Origin of the sequence: Devosia sp. (assembly GCF_036676215.1) — a bacterium.
Classification (GTDB): Bacteria; Pseudomonadota; Alphaproteobacteria; order Rhizobiales; family Devosiaceae; genus Devosia.
In genome coordinates, this window is the sequence record NZ_JAKFDJ010000063.1 from 16,662 (window position 1) to 30,894 (window position 14,233).

Consider the following 14,233-nt stretch of genomic DNA (forward strand, 5'->3'; position numbering starts at 1 on the left):
ACTCTCCTAGTGGGCAGCAAGCGCGGCGGCCGGCTCAGCGGCGGCCACCGGTTCGGCGTGGACGAGTGGCGCCTGCGCATCGGCCAGCGACACGGCCGGATCAAGGCCGACCGATGTCGCATAATGCGCCACCAGACTGTCGACCGCCGTAGCCGTCGTATCGAGGATGGGTGCGGGATAGAAACCGAAGACAATGGTCAGCACGATCAGCGGATAGAGGATGACCCTTTCACGCAGATTGAGATCGAGGATCGACTTGAGGCTTTCCTTGGTCAGGGCGCCGAAAATCACCCGGCGATAGAGCCAGAGCGCATAGCAGGCCGAGAAGATCACCCCGAAGGCGGCACCGAACGCCACCCAGGTATTGACCTGGAAGATGCCGAGCATGGTCAGGAATTCGCCGACAAAGCCGGACGTGCCCGGCAGTCCGACATTGGCCATGGTGAAGACCATGAAGGCGAAGGCATAGCGCGGCATGCGATCGACCAGGCCGCCATAGGCGGTGATGTCGCGGGTATGCATGCGGTCATAGATGACGCCAACGCAGAGGAACAGCGCGCCGGACACGATGCCGTGCGAGATCATCTGGAACATGGCGCCCTGGATGCCCAGCGCGTTGCCGGCAAAGATGCCCATGGTCACGAAGCCCATATGGGCGACGGAGGAGTAGGCGATCAGCTTCTTGATATCGGTCTGCACCAGCGCCACCAGTGAGGTGACGATGATGGCAGCGACGGACAGGAAGAAGATGATGTTGGCGAACTGCAGCGAGGCGTCGGGGAACATGGGCAGGCTGAAGCGCAGGAAACCGTAGCCACCGAGTTTCAGCAGGATCGCGGCCAGAATGACCGAGCCGGCGGTCGGCGCCTGCACGTGGGCTTCTGGCAGCCAGCGATGGAACGGCCACATCGGCATCTTGACGGCCAGCGAAGCAAAGAACGCCCACCACAGCCAGGCCTGCCAGGATTCCGGGAAGTCATGCGCCAGGAGCCGCACGATGTCGGTGGTGCCGGCATTCCAGTACATGGCCATGATGGCCAGCAGCATCAGCACGGAACCGGTGAAGGTGTAGAAGAAGAACTTGTAACTGGCCTGGATGCGCGCCGCGCCGCCCCAGATGCCGATGATCAGGAACATCGGCAGCAGCGTGCCTTCGAAGAACACGTAGAACATGGCCAGATCGAGCGTGGTGAACACGCCGATCATCAGCGTTTCGAGCACCAGGAATACGATCATGTATTCCTTGACCCGCTTGTCGATTTCCCAGCTTGCCAGAATGGCGAAGGGCATCAGCAGCGCAGTGAGCACCACGAACAGCACCGAAATGCCGTCCACGCCGACGCGATAGCCGATGCTGTCGCCGATCCAGGCAATGTCGACCACGAACTGGAAGCCCGGGTCGGACGGATCGAAGCTCTGCCACATGGCCAGCGACAGCACGAACACGATCGCCGTTACGGCCAGCGTCATCCACCGGATGGCGTTGAGCGAGGAACTGGGCGTGAACAGCAGCACCGTCGCGCCGACAAACGGCAGCCAGGTGAGGACTGTGAGGATGGTATTTTCGAAGGTCATCAGATCAGTCCCCCGGCCGCGATGGCCCAGGTCAGCAGTGCCGCAATGCCGATCAGCATGGCGAAGGCATAGTGGTAGAGGTAGCCGGACTGGAGCTTGACGACCCAGGACGTGACATTCTGCACCCGGCGGCCAAGGCCTTCGGACAGTCTCTCGTCGATCAGCCAGTCATCGAAGCCCTTCCAGAAGGCGCGTCCGATCCATAGGGCCGGTCTGACGAAGATCGTGTCGTAGAGCTCGTCGAAATACCACTTGTTGAGCAGGAACTGGTAAAGCCCCGGATTGGCGGCCGCCAGCCTGCCCGGAACATCCGGACGGCGGATATACATGTAATAGGCGCTCACGAAGCCGGCGAGCATCGCAATGGTGGCGCTCCACTTGACCCAGAGCGGGACGTGGTGGGCGGCCTCGATGATCTCGTGGTCGACGAAGATCGAGCCGGCGAAGAAGTGTTCGATATGCTCCACATCATGGAAGAACATGCCGTAGAACACTGCACCGGCTAGGACCGCGCCAGCGGCCAGCGCATAGAGCGGCACCAGCATGACGTTGGGCGCTTCGTGTGCATGATCATAAGCGCTGCCATGGGCATGGCCATGATCGTCATGACCATGGGCGGCATGATCGTCGGCGATCGGCTCATCGTGGCTGGCGCCATCATGCGCTTCAACATGATGGCCATAGCCATGGATGGCATCGCGCGGCGAGCCGTGGAAGGTCAGGTGGATCAGGCGCCACGAATAGAAGCTCGTGAACAGCGCGGCGATCACCAGCAGCCAGAAGGCGAACATGCCGGTATTACCGCCAACAGCATAGGCCGCCTCGATGATCGAGTCCTTGGAGAAGAAACCCGCAAAGCCGAGGAAACCCGAACCCGGAATTCCGACGCCTGTCAGTGCCAGCGTGCCGATCAGCATCATGGCATAGGTGAGGGGTATCTTCTTGCGGAGGCCCCCCATGTTGCGCATGTCCTGTTCGTGGTGCATGGCGTGGATCACCGCGCCGGCGCCCAGGAACAACAGTGCCTTGAAGAAGGCGTGGGTGAACAGGTGGAAGATGCCCGCCGAATAGGCCCCTGCCCCCAAGGCCACGAACATGTAGCCGAGCTGCGAGCAGGTCGAATAGGCGATGACGCGCTTGATGTCGTTCTGCACCAGGCCGACCGTTGCCGCGAAGAAGGCAGTGATGGCGCCGATGACCATGACGACGGTCAGCGCGAAAGGCGAGGTTTCAAACAGCGGCGACAGGCGGGCGACCATGAAGACGCCGGCCGTAACCATGGTGGCGGCATGGATCAGCGCCGACACCGGGGTCGGACCTTCCATGGCGTCCGGCAGCCAGGTGTGCAGCAGGAACTGCGCCGACTTGCCCATGGCACCCATGAACAGCAGCAGGCAGATGACAGTCATAGCGTCGAGCTGCCAGCCGAGGAACTGCATCACCGGCAGTCCGGTGGTGGAGAACTCTCCGGCCGCATGGAAGGCGCCGTCGAAGTCGATATGGCCCAGCACCATGAAGGCGCCGAAAATGCCGAGCGCGAAGCCGAAGTCGCCGACGCGGTTGACGACGAAAGCTTTCATCGCCGCGGCGTTGGCAGACGGACGGGTGTACCAGAAGCCGATCAGCAGATAGGACGCCAGGCCCACGCCTTCCCAGCCGAAGAACATCTGCAGGAAGTTGTCGGCTGTTACCAGCATCAGCATGGCGAAGGTGAAGAGCGACAGATAGGCAAAGAACCGGTTGCGATGCGGATCTTCTGCCATGTAGCCGATGGAATAGACGTGCACGAGGCTCGACACGGTATTGACCACGACCAGCATGATGGCGGTCAGCGTATCGACGCGCAGCACCCAGCGCAGGTCCATGTCGCCGACCTGGATCCAGCGCATGACCTCGACCTTGAGCACGGCCGTATGGCCATCGATTTCAGCGCCCATCAGCCCGCCGCCGAAAGCGACCGGCAGAAAGACGACCCAGCTCAAGACGGCCGAGATCAGCAGCAGGGCGGTGGTGATATACTCGCTCGGCCGGTGACCGATGCTACGGCCCAGCAGCCCCGCAATGAGCGCACCGATAAGGGGCAGGAAAACAATCGCTTGAATCATAGCGGTGGTTCTTAGCCCTTCATCATGTTGACGTCTTCAACCGCGATGGAGCCGCGGTTGCGGTAGAAGATAACGAGGATAGCCAGGCCAATGGCGGCCTCGGCGGCAGCCACGGTCAGGATCAGCAGCGCGAAAATCTGCCCTTGCAGATCGCCGAGCTCGGCGCTGAACGCCACCATGTTGAGATTGACCGCCAAGAGGATCAGTTCCACCGACATCAGGATGACGATGATGTTCTTGCGGTTGATGAAAATGCCGAACACGCCAAGTGTGAACAGAATTGCTGCTACGGTCAGGTAGTGACCGAGCCCGATACCCAAGCCCATGTTTGTCTCCTACAGCCCTTGACCGCTCTTGACCTTGACGACTTCCAGCGTCTCGGAGGCCTTGCGGCCAACCTGCACGATGGGATCCTGCCGCTTGACATTCGACTTGTGGCGCAGTGTCAGCACGATTGCGCCGATCATTGCCACAAGCAGTACCGCACCTGCCCCCTGGAACAGGAAGATGTAGCGCGTATAGAGCACCAGCCCGATGGCGCGCATGTTGTCGACCGCGCCATCGATCGGCAGGGCCGACCCCGCCGCGACCTCTGGCGACACCACGAAGCTGCCGGCAACCAGCAGCAGCTCCAGCAGCAGAATCGCACCGACGACCACGCCGATGGGCGCGTATTGCAGGAAGCCCTGGCGCAGCGAAGCGAAATCGACGTCGAGCATCATCACGACGAACAGGAACAGCACCGCCACGGCGCCCACATAGACCACGATGAGCAGCAGCGCGAGGAATTCGGCGCCGGCCAGCATGAACAGGCCCGAGGCGTTGAAAAAGGTCAGGATGAGGAACAGCACCGCATGCACGGGATTGCGCGCCGAGATCACCATCAGGGCTGACGCAATCGCGATTGCCGAGAACAGATAGAAGAAGAATAGCGGAAGGGTCATGCTCTTCTCTCTCAGCGATACGGCGCGTCGGCGCTGAGGTTGGCAGCGATCTCACGCTCCCAACGGTCGCCGTTGGCGAGGAGCTTTTCCTTGGAGAAGTAGAGCTCTTCACGCGTTTCGGTGGCAAATTCGAAGTTCGGACCCTCGACGATGGCGTCGACCGGGCAGGCTTCCTGGCAGAAGCCGCAATAGATGCACTTCACCATGTCGATGTCGTAACGCACGGTGCGGCGTGTACCGTCGTTCTGGCGCGGACCAGCTTCGATGGTGATGGCCTGGGCCGGGCAGATGGCTTCGCACAACTTGCAGGCGATGCAGCGCTCTTCGCCGTTGGGATAGCGACGCAATGCGTGTTCACCACGAAAGCGCGGGCTCACATGCCCCTTTTCGAAGGGGTAATTGATCGTCGGCTTGGGCGAGAAGAAATACCGCATCGCCAGGAAGAAGGCTTTCACCAGCTCCGTGAGCAGCAGCGTGTTGACGACTTGGGCGGCGCGCATCAGGCCATCCCTCCATGCCAGCCCCAGCCAGTGAGCTGGAGGACGAATGCAACAATGATGACCATGGCCAGCGACATAGGCAGGAAAACCTTCCAGCCAATGCGCATCAACTGGTCGTAGCGGTAGCGCGGCACGATGGCCTTGGCCATGGCAAACATGAAAAAGACCATGCTCAGCTTGACGACGAACCACACCACGCCCGGAATCCAGGTGAATGGCGGCAGGTCGATCGGCGAGGTCCAGCCACCCAGGAACAGGATGGTGGTCATCGCGCACATCAGCAGGATCGAGATGTACTCACCCAGCATGAACAGCATGTAGGGCGTGGCCGAATATTCGGTCATGAAGCCTGCCACCAGCTCGGATTCGCCTTCTGCAAGATCGAATGGCGGGCGGTTGGTTTCCGCCAGGGCCGAGATGTAGAACACCACGAACATCGGGAAGAGCGGCAGCCAGAACCAGTTGAGGAAGCTCAACCACGGCACGCCGAGCGTATTGGCGAGGCCCATCTCCTGCTGTGCAACCACGATATCGCTGAGGTTCAGCGAGCCCACGCAGAGCAACACGGTGATGATGACGAGGCCGATGGAGACCTCGTAGGATACCATCTGCGCCGCCGAGCGGAGCGAACCCAGGAACGGGTATTTGGAGTTGGATGCCCAGCCGCCGATGATGACGCCGTAGACGCCCAGCGAGGAAATCGCGAGCAGGTAGAGAATGCCCAGATTGATGTCGGCAATGACCAGGCCCGGGCCGAACGGAACGATCACCCAGCCAGCCAGAGCCAGTGTTGCGGTCAATAGCGGGGCCAGCAGGAACAGCACCTTGTCGGAGCCGCCCGGAATGATCGGCTCCTTGAGCGCAAATTTCAGCAGGTCGGCAAAGCTCTGCAGCAGGCCGAAGGGGCCGACGACATTGGGGCCACGACGAATCTGCACCGCGGCCCAGATCTTGCGATCCGCCAGCAGGATGAAGGCCGTAAAGATCAGCAGCGACACCAGAACCAGCAGGATCTTGTAGACGAGCCCGATCTGCACGCCCCAGCCAAGGACCGGGATGCCGAGCAGATAGTCGAGAGCGGAGAGAATAAAGTCCATTGTACTCCCCTACTCCGCGGCCTGCCGGAGACCGGCTGCGGTTGCCGCGCATTCGCCCATGACGGCGGAGGCGCGAGCGATCGGATTGCTGAGATAGAAATCGGAGACGGCCGAGCCGAACGGGGCAGACTTGGATTTGATCGCAGCCTTGGCCAGCTTGGCGACATCGGCCACCGAGCCGGACGCAATCTGGTCAATGCGGGCCAGATGCGGGAACTCGGCATAGATGGCGGCGCGCAACTGGGTCAGCGAGTTGAACGGCAGCGGCTTGCCCATGGCACCCGACAGCGCACGGATAATGGCCCAGTCTTCCTTGGCATCGCCCGGCGGGAATACGGCGCGGCTGGTCACCTGCACGCGCCCCTCGGTGTTCACATAGGTGCCCGACTTCTCGGTGTAGGTCGCGGCCGGCAGGATGACATCGGCGCGGTGCGCACCGGCATCGCCATGGGTGCCGACATAGACCACGAATGCCTTGCCCATGGCTGACATGTCGTATTCGTCAGCGCCGAGCAGGAAGAGCACATCGAGTTCGCCCTTGCCTGCCAATCCGATCTGGTCGGCAGAGCAGACGCCGCCAGCATGCGGCACGAAACCGATGTCGATACCACCGACGCGGCTCGCAGCATTGTGCAGCAGGGCAAAGCCATTCCAGCCCTCGGCCACTTCAGCGCCGGCCGTCGCCAGCTTGGCTGCCAGCGCGATGGTGTCGCGGCCAACCTGCTTGCCCAGCGTGGCGTGGGACACAGCGCCTTCGCCGACGATGATCAGCGGGTTCTTGGCCTTGGCGAGGATTTCGGCGAACTCGCCCTTGCCGGCAGCAAGGTCTGCAAGCGTCTCAAAGCCCTCGCCGAGATAGGCGTAATCATAGGTCAGGTCCGCCCGCTCGCCGATGACGGCAATCGGCAGGCCCTTGGCGCGCCAGGTCTTGCGGATACGGGCATTAATCAGCGCTGCCTCGCGGCGCGGATTGGCGCCGATGATGAGGATGGCGTCGGCCTGCTCGATTCCGGCAATGGTCGGATTGAAGGTATAGGCCGCGCGTGGCATCGACGGATCGATACCCGACATGGCGGGGCGCACGTCAGTCATGCCGGAGCCGATCGAGGCGAGCAACGCCTTGAGCGCGTACATTTCCTCCACGGCGGCCAGGTCGCCAGCAATGGCGCCGACCTTGTTGCCGGCCTTCTTGATGCGTGCTGCGACTGCGGCGAAAGCCTCGTCCCAGCTCGCCGGCTGCAGCTTGCCGCCCTTGCGCACATAGGGTCGGTCGAGCCGCTGGCTCTTGAGCCCATCCCAGACAAAGCGCGTCTTGTCGGAAATCCACTCTTCGTTGATGGCCTCGTTGATGCGCGGCAGGATGCGCATCACTTCGCGGCCACGGCTGTCGACGCGGATATTGGAGCCGACGGCGTCCATCACGTCGATGGATTCGGTCTTCACCAGTTCCCACGGACGCGCATTGAACGCGTAGGGTTTGGAGGTCAGCGCGCCGACGGGGCAGAGATCGATGACATTGCCCTGCAGTTCGCTGGTCAGCGCCTTTTCCAGGTAAGTCGTGATCTCGGCATCTTCGCCGCGGCCCAGCAGACCCATTTCGGCGATACCGGCAACTTCGGTGGTGAAGCGAACGCAGCGCGTGCAGTGGATGCAGCGATTCATCGAGGTCTTGACCAGCGGGCCAATATACTTGTCCTCGACCGCGCGCTTGTTCTCGGCAAAGCGGTTCTTGTCCACGCCATAGGCCATGGCCTGGTCCTGCAGGTCGCACTCGCCGCCCTGATCGCAGATCGGGCAATCGAGCGGATGGTTGATCAGCAGGAATTCCATCACGCCTTCGCGGGCCTTCTTGACCATGGGCGTGTTGGTGAACATTTCGGGCGGCTCGCCATTGGGGCCGGGACGCAGGTCCTTGACCGCCATGGCGCAGGAGGCCTGCGGCTTGGGCGGTCCGCCCTTCACCTCGACGAGGCACATGCGGCAATTGCCGGCCACCGACAGGCGCTCGTGATAGCAGAAGCGCGGGATTTCCGCGCCCGCGGCCTCAGCCGCCTGCATCAGCGTGTAGTAATCCGGGACTTCGACGAGCTGGCCGTCGACCTTGATGGAAGCCATGGCCCTACTCCGCAGCGATCGACGGCACGGCGCCGTCGCTGGTGGACGAATACGTATACTGGTCGATCCGCTCTTCGATGACGTGACGGAAGTTGCGGATCAGCCCCTGGATTGGCCACGCAGCGGCGTCGCCGAGTGCGCAGATGGTGTGGCCTTCGATCTGTTTGGTCACTTCGAACAGCATGTCGATCTCGCGCTTCTGGGCGCGACCTTCGACCATGCGCTCCATGACGCGCATCATCCAGCCGGTGCCTTCGCGGCATGGCGTGCACTGGCCGCAGCTCTCGTGCTTGTAGAAAGCAGACAGGCGCCAGATGGCCTTGATGATGTCGGTCTGCTTGTCCATGACGATGACGGCAGCCGTTCCGAGTGAAGATCCGACTTCACGAAGTCCGTCGAAGTCCATGACAGCGTGACGGATCTTCTCACCGGGAACGCAGGGAACCGAAGCGCCGCCCGGGATCACGGCCAGCAGGTTGTCCCAGCCGCCGCGAATGCCGCCGCAATGCTTCTCGATGATTTCTTCGAAGGTGACACCCATGGCCTCTTCGAAGGTCGCCGGCTTGTTGACGTGGCCGGAGACGCACATCAACTTGGTGCCAGTATTGTTGGCGCGGCCGATGGAGGCGAACCAGGCGCCCGAGCGGCGCAGGATTTCCGGGACGACGGCAATCGACTCGACGTTGTTTACAGTGGTCGGGTTGCCATAGACGCCCATGCCTGCCGGGAATGGCGGCTTGAGGCGCGGCTGGCCCTTCTTGCCTTCGAGCGACTCCATCAGCGCAGTTTCTTCGCCGCAGATATAGGCGCCGGCGCCGTGGTGGACGATGATGTCCAGGTCCCAGCCGTGGATATTGTCCTTGCCGATCAGCTTGGCCTCATAGGCCTGCTCGACGGCGGCCTCGAGGCGCTGGCGTTCGCGGATGAACTCGCCGCGCACATAGATGAAGGCCAGATGCGCATCCATGGCACGGGCAGCCAAGAGGCACCCTTCCACCAGATGATGCGGATCATGCCGCAGGATATCGCGGTCCTTGCAGGTGCCCGGCTCGGACTCGTCGGCATTGACCAGCAGGTAGTGTGGACGCCCGTCATTGACCTTGGGCATGAAGGTCCATTTGAGCGCGGTCGGGAAACCGGCGCCGCCACGGCCACGCAGGCCAGAGGCCTTGACCTCGTTGGTGATCCAATCGCGGCCGGCGTCGATGAACTCCTTGGTGCCCACCCAGGCGCCGCGCGAACGCGCGCCTTCGAGCGTCCAGTCGCCCTGGCCATAGAGATTGGTGAAAATGCGGTCCTTGTCAGCGAGCACTCTTCACACTCCTAACGCGGCTTCTTGCCGAAGACGCGGATGTATTCTGCCTCGCCGCCGCGGGCGAGAGCCTCGGCCTGAGCCAGCCAGTTGTCGCGGGCCACGCGACCCTTGAAGCTCAGCGAATCCTCGACCTTGGCGATGTCGTCGGCCGAGAAGGTGGCAATCTGGCTCCACTTGGTGATGCCGAGCGCGTTGAGCCGGCCCTCGAGCACCGGACCGACACCCGAAATCAGCTTGAGATCGTCCGGCGCACCGGCGGGCGCTGCAAACAGCGGCGCGCTGCCGCCCTTTTCGGCGACCGGATTGACCTCGGCGGGATTGGCTTTGGCCGCGATGATCGTGCGGGTTTTCTTGACCGCGGTGCTGGTGCCATCGGCGGCCGGAGCCTTGCCCGGCGCCCTGCCGCCATCGACCTTGGCGGCCACGGACTCGGCGCCAGTCGCGTCTTCGCGCATCGCCTTGTTAGGCTTGCCGTTGGCCTTGGCCGAGGCGTTGGCGGCTTTGCGCTCGCCGTCGGCCTTTGCTTCGGAAACCTTCGCGGTCGCGGGCGTGCCCTTGATCGCCGGAGCGTTCTCTTCGCTCACGTCCTTGGGCCTGGCAGCCGTGGTCGGTGCGGGCGCGGGAGCCGCCGCGGCAGGTGCTGCCGGAGCACTCGCATCGGCCGGCGGCGGGGGCGGCACGAACTTGGTGCGCTTGGCGCTCGGCTTTTCCAGCAAGGTCGTGCGACCACCCTCGGACGCGGAATAAAGCCGGTCGATCTGCGGACCCGGCTTGATCGATGCGCCATTACCGGCGGCAAAGGCGTCGACGATTTCCTCGAAACGCTCTGGGGTCAGGTCTTCATAGGTGTCGTGATAGATCGTCACCATCGGCGCATTGACGCAGGCGCCGGCGCACTCGACCTCTTCCCAGCTCATCGTGCCATCGGCATTGAGGTGGTGCGGATCGTGGTGGATCTTGGATTTGCAGATGTCGATCAGCGCCTCAGCGCCACGCAACTGACACGGCGTCGTGCCGCAGACCTGGATATGGGCGCGGGTGCCCACCGGCTGAAGCTGGAACTGGGTGTAGAACGTGGCCACTTCCAGCACGCGGATATAGGCCATGCCGAGCATGTCGGCGATCGCTTCGATCGTGGCGCGGCTGACCCAGCCGTCCTGGTCCTGGGCGCGCATGAGCAGCGGAATGACAGCAGATTGCTGACGACCGGCCGGGTAAAGCCCGATCTTCCATTCCGCCCATTTGGCGTTTTCAGCGGTAAAGGCGAACGCGGCCGGTTGAACCGACACATCCGCAAGGCGACGCGCAACCATTAGCGATCAACCTCTCCGAACACGATATCGAGCGAGCCCAGGATGGCCGAGACGTCAGCCAGCATGTGGCCGCGGCACAGGAAATCCATGGCCGACAAATGCGCAAAACCCGGCGCCCGGATCTTGCAACGATAGGGCTTGTTGGTGCCGTCGCTGACCAGGTAGACGCCGAATTCACCCTTGGGCGCTTCAACGGCGGCATAGACCTCGCCCGCAGGCACCTTGTAGCCCTCAGTATAGAGCTTGAAATGATGGATCAGCGCTTCCATCGAACGCTTCATCTCGCCACGGCTGGGCGGAACGACCTTGCCGTCGAGCGAGGACACGGGGCCCTTTCCGTCCGGCGCGTTCAGCTTGTCCACGCACTGCTTCATGATGCGGGTCGACTGGCGCATCTCTTCCATGCGGATGAGATAGCGGTCGTAGCAGTCGCCGTTCTTGCCGATCGGAATGTCGAATTCCATCTCGTCATAGCATTCGTAGGGCTGGCTCTTGCGCAGATCCCAGGCGGCGCCAGAGCCGCGGACCATGACGCCGGAGAACCCCATATTCCAGGCGTCCTCAAGCTTGACCACGCCGATATCGACATTGCGCTGCTTGAAGATGCGGTTCTCGGTGAGCAGGCTGTCGATATCGGCCAGCGCCTTGGGGAAGGTCTCGCAGAAGGTCTCGATATCGTCGATCAGCGCCTGCGGCAGGTCCTGATGAACCCCGCCGGGACGGAAATAGGCGGCATGCATGCGGGCGCCAGAGGCGCGCTCATAGAACACCATGAGCTTTTCGCGCTGCTCGAAGCCCCAGAGCGGCGGCGTCAGCGCACCAACGTCCATGGCCTGGGTGGTGACGTTCATCAGGTGCGCGAGCAGGCGTCCGATTTCCGAATAGAGCACGCGGATGAGCTGGCCGCGGCGCGGAACTTCGAGGCCAAGCAGCTTCTCCACGGCCAAGGCAAAGGCATGCTCCTGGTTCATCGGCGCCACGTAATCGAGGCGATCGAAATAGGGTACAGCCTGCAGGTAGGTCTTGGATTCGATCAGCTTTTCGGTGCCGCGGTGCAGCAGGCCGATATGGGGATCGACGCGCTCGACGATTTCGCCATCGAGTTCCAGAATCAGACGCAGCACACCGTGCGCCGAGGGGTGCACGGGACCAAAGTTGATCGTGAAATTGCGGACTTCGGCTTCAACACTCATTGCTTGGCCTTCTCGTCGCCGGGCAGTACGTAATCAGTACCCTCCCAAGGCGACAGATAGTCGAACGAACGGTATTCCTGCATGAGCTTGACCGGCTCATAGACTACGCGCTTGCGCTCTTCGTCATAACGGACCTCGACGAAACCAGTCGTCGGGAAGTCCTTGCGCAGCGGATGGCCGTCGAAACCGTAGTCGGTCAGGATGCGGCGCAGATCGCCGTGGCCGGAGAACAGCATGCCATAGAGGTCATAGGCCTCGCGCTCGAACCACTCCGCGCCCTTGAAGACGCCAGTGATGCTCGGCACGGGTGTCACGTCGTCGGCCGTCACTTTCACGCGGATGCGCTGGTTCAGGTGCGGGCTCATGAAGTGATAGACGACGTCGAAACGCTCGTCGCGGGCCGGATAGTCGGCACCGCAGACGTCGATAAAGCTGATGAAGCGACAGTGCGGATCGTCGCGCAGGAAGGTGGCGACCGCCACGATTGCGTCGCGTTCGACGTTCAGGGTCAGTTCGCCAAAGGCAACTTGCTGCGACAGAACCGCCGAACCCAGTGCGCCTGCAATATGCGCGCCGAGGTCCATGAGCGGATCGACCTGGATAGCTTCATCCATTCTGGGGACCTAGCGTTCGATGGTGCCGGTGCGGCGGATTTTCTTTTGCAGCAACAGGATGCCGTAAAGAAGCGCTTCGGCCGTAGGCGGACAACCCGGGACGTAGACGTCCACCGGCAAAACGCGATCGCACCCGCGCACGACCGAATAGGAATAGTGATAATAGCCACCGCCATTGGCGCAGCTGCCCATGGAGATGACGTAGCGCGGCTCCGGCATCTGGTCATAGACCTTGCGCAGCGCGGGGGCCATCTTGTTGGTCAGCGTGCCGGCAACGATCAGCACGTCGGACTGGCGTGGCGAGGCGCGCGGCGCGGTGCCGAAACGCTCGATATCGTAGCGCGGCATCGACATCTGCATCATCTCGACGGCACAGCAGGCCAGACCCGTCTGCATCCACATCAGCGAGCCGGTGCGGGCCCAGTTGACCAGTTGCGACACGGTCGAGACCAGGAAGCCCTTGTCGGCCAGTTCGTCGGTTACGTCGGTGAAAAACGGATCCGTGGCGCCGGCAACCTTGTTGGTGCGCGGGTCGACAAGGCCGGTCGGGCGCGGTGCGACCAGCGTACCGGTTGGTTCACTCAATCCCATTCCAGGGCCCCTTTCCGCCATTCATAGATAAAACCGACGGTCAGGACGCCGAGGAAGATCATCATTGACCAGAATCCGAACCAGCCAACATCGCGGAAGGCCACCGCCCAGGGAAACAGGAACGCCACTTCGAGGTCGAAGATGATGAAGAGAATCGAGACGAGATAGAATCGCACGTCGAACTTCATGCGGGCGTCATCGAAGGCGTCAAAGCCCGCCTCGAATGCCGAAACCTTCTCGGGATCGGGGTTCTTCACGGCGACGATGAAGGGAGCAACCAGGAGGGCCAGTCCGATAACGCCGGCCACGGCGATAAAGATGACAATCGGCAGATAGTCGCTGAGCAAATCAGTCATGCGGCAGCCTGTTTCTAGTCCGGTCGGGCGACCGGGTTGCGAGGGTTGCGCAGGCAATTGGGGCGAGCGAACCAACGCGACAGTTGATGGCTTGGGCTTAGACCTTTGGCTATCGGGTTTCAAGGGAAAGAAAATATGACTAGAAAAATCATATATCTGACGGCGAAACGCCCGCAAGATTAGACCCCGCCTGACAAATTTGGCGATATGGGCTTGCTGCGATCTTCGCTGATTTTGGATTCCGGTCTCGGCGGCGGCAATGCGCCCAAAACTGCAAAGGCCTGCACAAGGCGGGCCTCAAACCAAAACGGCGAACCACTGTTGTGGTTCGCCGAATTGGGTTTGCAAGACGCTAGGTCAACAGGGCGGCGAGCCGCCCTGCCGATTGCAAAACTTAGAAGTGGTAGTAGACGCCGACAGTTGCCTTGGCCGCTTCGAAGAACGGGTCCGAAGCACCGTCGAAGTCGCCCTGGCCGACGAGTTCACCGCGAACGGAGACCACATCGGTCACAGCC

General features: G+C 62.0%; 13 protein-coding genes. All 13 read right to left on the reverse strand.

What is annotated here, in order from left to right:
- Positions 1 to 6: 6 nt before the first annotated feature.
- The 13 genes from V6M52_RS06030 to V6M52_RS06090 are packed head-to-tail and all read right to left on the reverse strand — an operon-like array spanning position 7 to position 13,718.
- The gene (locus V6M52_RS06030; protein ID WP_332688563.1) at positions 7 to 1,575 is read right to left on the reverse strand and encodes an NADH-quinone oxidoreductase subunit M; all 1,569 of its coding nucleotides are present in this window, start codon (positions 1,573 to 1,575) and stop codon (positions 7 to 9) included.
- Positions 1,575 to 3,680 (reverse strand): NADH-quinone oxidoreductase subunit L, encoded by a 2,106-nt coding sequence (nuoL, locus tag V6M52_RS06035; RefSeq protein ID WP_332700389.1) that lies wholly within the window; start codon positions 3,678 to 3,680, stop codon positions 1,575 to 1,577. The genes V6M52_RS06030 and nuoL overlap by 1 nt, the downstream gene beginning before the upstream one ends.
- Positions 3,681 to 3,691: 11 nt before the next feature.
- Positions 3,692 to 4,000: an NADH-quinone oxidoreductase subunit NuoK gene (nuoK, locus tag V6M52_RS06040; protein WP_056234449.1), complete on the reverse strand. Its 309-nt coding sequence runs from the start codon at positions 3,998 to 4,000 to the stop codon at positions 3,692 to 3,694.
- A gap of 15 nt (positions 4,001 to 4,015) precedes the next feature.
- Positions 4,016 to 4,624, reverse strand: coding sequence for an NADH-quinone oxidoreductase subunit J (locus V6M52_RS06045; protein WP_332688567.1), 609 nt, complete (start codon positions 4,622 to 4,624; stop codon positions 4,016 to 4,018).
- A gap of 11 nt (positions 4,625 to 4,635) precedes the next feature.
- Positions 4,636 to 5,124, reverse strand: coding sequence for an NADH-quinone oxidoreductase subunit NuoI (nuoI, locus tag V6M52_RS06050; RefSeq protein WP_332688569.1), 489 nt, complete (start codon positions 5,122 to 5,124; stop codon positions 4,636 to 4,638).
- Positions 5,124 to 6,221, reverse strand: coding sequence for an NADH-quinone oxidoreductase subunit NuoH (gene nuoH, locus V6M52_RS06055; protein ID WP_332688571.1), 1,098 nt, complete (start codon positions 6,219 to 6,221; stop codon positions 5,124 to 5,126). The genes nuoI and nuoH overlap by 1 nt, the downstream gene beginning before the upstream one ends.
- A gap of 9 nt (positions 6,222 to 6,230) precedes the next feature.
- The gene (gene nuoG / locus V6M52_RS06060; protein WP_332700391.1) at positions 6,231 to 8,336 is read right to left on the reverse strand and encodes an NADH-quinone oxidoreductase subunit NuoG; all 2,106 of its coding nucleotides are present in this window, start codon (positions 8,334 to 8,336) and stop codon (positions 6,231 to 6,233) included.
- A gap of 4 nt (positions 8,337 to 8,340) precedes the next feature.
- Positions 8,341 to 9,648, reverse strand: coding sequence for an NADH-quinone oxidoreductase subunit NuoF (gene nuoF / locus V6M52_RS06065; RefSeq protein ID WP_316354306.1), 1,308 nt, complete (start codon positions 9,646 to 9,648; stop codon positions 8,341 to 8,343).
- A gap of 11 nt (positions 9,649 to 9,659) precedes the next feature.
- A complete protein-coding gene (gene nuoE / locus V6M52_RS06070) occupies positions 9,660 to 10,964 on the reverse strand; it encodes an NADH-quinone oxidoreductase subunit NuoE (protein WP_332700400.1) in 1,305 nt (434 codons plus the stop codon).
- Positions 10,964 to 12,157 (reverse strand): NADH-quinone oxidoreductase subunit D, encoded by a 1,194-nt coding sequence (locus V6M52_RS06075; RefSeq protein ID WP_332700401.1) that lies wholly within the window; start codon positions 12,155 to 12,157, stop codon positions 10,964 to 10,966. The genes nuoE and V6M52_RS06075 overlap by 1 nt, the downstream gene beginning before the upstream one ends.
- Positions 12,154 to 12,771, reverse strand: coding sequence for an NADH-quinone oxidoreductase subunit C (locus V6M52_RS06080; protein WP_442881821.1), 618 nt, complete (start codon positions 12,769 to 12,771; stop codon positions 12,154 to 12,156). Before V6M52_RS06080 ends, V6M52_RS06075 begins: the two co-directional genes overlap by 4 nt.
- A 9-nt stretch (positions 12,772 to 12,780) precedes the next feature.
- Positions 12,781 to 13,383 (reverse strand): NuoB/complex I 20 kDa subunit family protein, encoded by a 603-nt coding sequence (locus V6M52_RS06085; RefSeq protein ID WP_442881822.1) that lies wholly within the window; start codon positions 13,381 to 13,383, stop codon positions 12,781 to 12,783.
- On the reverse strand, positions 13,353 to 13,718 hold the full coding sequence (locus V6M52_RS06090; protein WP_332700403.1) for an NADH-quinone oxidoreductase subunit A: 366 nt from the start codon (positions 13,716 to 13,718) through the stop codon (positions 13,353 to 13,355). Before V6M52_RS06090 ends, V6M52_RS06085 begins: the two co-directional genes overlap by 31 nt.
- Between the last annotated feature and the right edge of the window lie 515 nt (positions 13,719 to 14,233).

What these genes read in the sequence shown, in the direction of transcription:
- V6M52_RS06030 (WP_332688563.1), bottom strand. Translation starts at nt 1,575, where the DNA reads ATGACCTTCGAAAATACCATCCTCACAGTCCTCACCTGGCTGCCGTTT.
- nuoL (WP_332700389.1), bottom strand. Translation starts at nt 3,680, where the DNA reads ATGATTCAAGCGATTGTTTTCCTGCCCCTTATCGGTGCGCTCATTGCG.
- V6M52_RS06045 (WP_332688567.1), bottom strand. Translation starts at nt 4,624, where the DNA reads ATGACCCTTCCGCTATTCTTCTTCTATCTGTTCTCGGCAATCGCGATT.
- nuoI (WP_332688569.1), bottom strand. Translation starts at nt 5,124, where the DNA reads ATGCGCGCCGCCCAAGTCGTCAACACGCTGCTGCTCACGGAGCTGGTG.
- nuoH (WP_332688571.1), bottom strand. Translation starts at nt 6,221, where the DNA reads ATGGACTTTATTCTCTCCGCTCTCGACTATCTGCTCGGCATCCCGGTC.
- nuoG (WP_332700391.1), bottom strand. Translation starts at nt 8,336, where the DNA reads ATGGCTTCCATCAAGGTCGACGGCCAGCTCGTCGAAGTCCCGGATTAC.
- nuoE (WP_332700400.1), bottom strand. Translation starts at nt 10,964, where the DNA reads ATGGTTGCGCGTCGCCTTGCGGATGTGTCGGTTCAACCGGCCGCGTTC.
- V6M52_RS06075 (WP_332700401.1), bottom strand. Translation starts at nt 12,157, where the DNA reads ATGAGTGTTGAAGCCGAAGTCCGCAATTTCACGATCAACTTTGGTCCC.
- V6M52_RS06080 (WP_442881821.1), bottom strand. Translation starts at nt 12,771, where the DNA reads ATGGATGAAGCTATCCAGGTCGATCCGCTCATGGACCTCGGCGCGCAT.
- V6M52_RS06085 (WP_442881822.1), bottom strand. Translation starts at nt 13,383, where the DNA reads ATGGCGGAAAGGGGCCCTGGAATGGGATTGAGTGAACCAACCGGTACG.
- V6M52_RS06090 (WP_332700403.1), bottom strand. Translation starts at nt 13,718, where the DNA reads ATGACTGATTTGCTCAGCGACTATCTGCCGATTGTCATCTTTATCGCC.